Source organism: Paenibacillus sinensis (genome assembly GCF_019904155.1).
GTDB lineage: Bacteria > Bacillota > Bacilli > Paenibacillales > Paenibacillaceae > Paenibacillus_AQ > Paenibacillus_AQ sinensis.
Map to the genome: position 1 here is coordinate 1 of NZ_JAHCMB010000039.1, position 1,223 is coordinate 1,223.

General features: G+C 53.8%; 3 protein-coding genes. All 3 read right to left on the bottom strand.

Going from position 1 to position 1,223, the window contains the following annotated elements; all coding sequences use genetic code 11:
* On the bottom strand, positions 1-290 hold a 290-nt coding region (locus tag KIH86_RS04015; RefSeq protein WP_223110316.1), incomplete at its 3' end, for a DNA-binding protein.
* A 180-nt stretch (positions 291-470) separates the two neighbouring features.
* Positions 471-836, bottom strand: a complete 366-nt coding sequence (locus tag KIH86_RS04020) for a hypothetical protein (protein ID WP_223088672.1) — start codon at positions 834-836, stop codon at positions 471-473.
* 139 nt (positions 837-975) lie between these two features.
* Entirely contained in the window at positions 976-1,185 is a 210-nt protein-coding gene (locus KIH86_RS04025; protein WP_223088671.1) for a hypothetical protein, read from the bottom strand.
* Positions 1,186-1,223: the final 38 nt, after the last annotated feature.

Below are 1,223 nucleotides of genomic sequence, written 5' to 3' on the forward strand. Positions count from 1 at the left end.
TCCAGCGCCTCCCGCTCTTTTTGCAACTCGGCCTGAGCCGTCTGACGAGCCAGCGCCCACAACTCATCACCCAGCGCCGTCAGGCGGCCGCTGATGGCTTCCGGCGCTGACTCCGGGGCCGTGGACGCCGCCGGCTTGTTGACCTCGCGCCAATCGCGCATGGCGTCCGTTATCGTCGTGTAGCTGCCGCGCCCTAGCGCCTTATGTACATCCGCAACACGCGGTTGCCGCCCCTCCCTCGCGATGGCGTCCGCCGCCGCAAAAATCTCCTCTTTCGTCAATGCTGCCATGTTCCATTCCTCCTTTTGATATTTCCATTATACACCATTACACAAAATATTACAATTACATTTTACATTACATTACTACATTACAAATTACATTACTACATTACGTTACATCGATAAAAAAAGAGCCCCGGAGGGCTCGGCGGCCGTCAGGCCATTTACCGAAAAATCAGCAGAAATCCGTCATTTTCCGTCCTTCCGCAGCTGCTTGTACACCTCAAAGGCCGATACAGGGATTTGCAGCTGTCCCCAGTAACAATTTGCCAGAAATCCGATCACCGCGCCGTCCGTCCGCAACCCAAGCTCGTCCTTAAGCTGCTGAAAGATCACTTTCGCATCCTGGCCAACGTCCAGCATGTTCGCGTCCTGGTAGGCCTTAGCCTTCATCTTTTCAGATTCGGCCTTCTCCCTGTACTCAATCAGCCGCCGAACGGCCTCATGCGGCGTACTAGCGTACAATTTATCCTTCAGAGCGTTCAAATCATCCTTTAAAACGTGAGGTACGCGGATTGTCGTTTCCGCCGCATCCTTCGGCATTCCATATCCCATGTATACATTCTCCTTCCGGATCTCGCCAGCTGCAGCTCGTTTATGTATGCGATTCTTTGCCGGCGCTTGGCTAATTCGTATACGAGCCCGGCGCGGATCGGCGTCGGCCGGTCGCGCAGTTCCCTGGATGTCGTATACGTTATAGTGATGCCTGTCTGTTTGCTTCCTCCGATGCCTTCAAAAACTCCTGATGATCGGCAAGGCTAATTTTCCGTTCCTTCATCGCCCGATACATGGCCGTGAGGTAGGCGATAGCCTGGCTCTCGGTTTTGATGCCCAAATCCTTCTGGATGGCGTTCAAATCGGCCTTGACCGACGAAGTGGCCTTAATGTTCTTCCTGGTGTCCATATTTCGTCCAAGGGGCCTCCTTTCGGTTGTTCATCACG

Coding starts and splice junctions, on each gene's coding strand:
- KIH86_RS04020 (WP_223088672.1), bottom strand. CDS start 836: ATGGGATATGGAATGCCGAAGGATGCGGCGGAAACGACAATCCGCGTA.
- KIH86_RS04025 (WP_223088671.1), bottom strand. CDS start 1,185: ATGGACACCAGGAAGAACATTAAGGCCACTTCGTCGGTCAAGGCCGAT.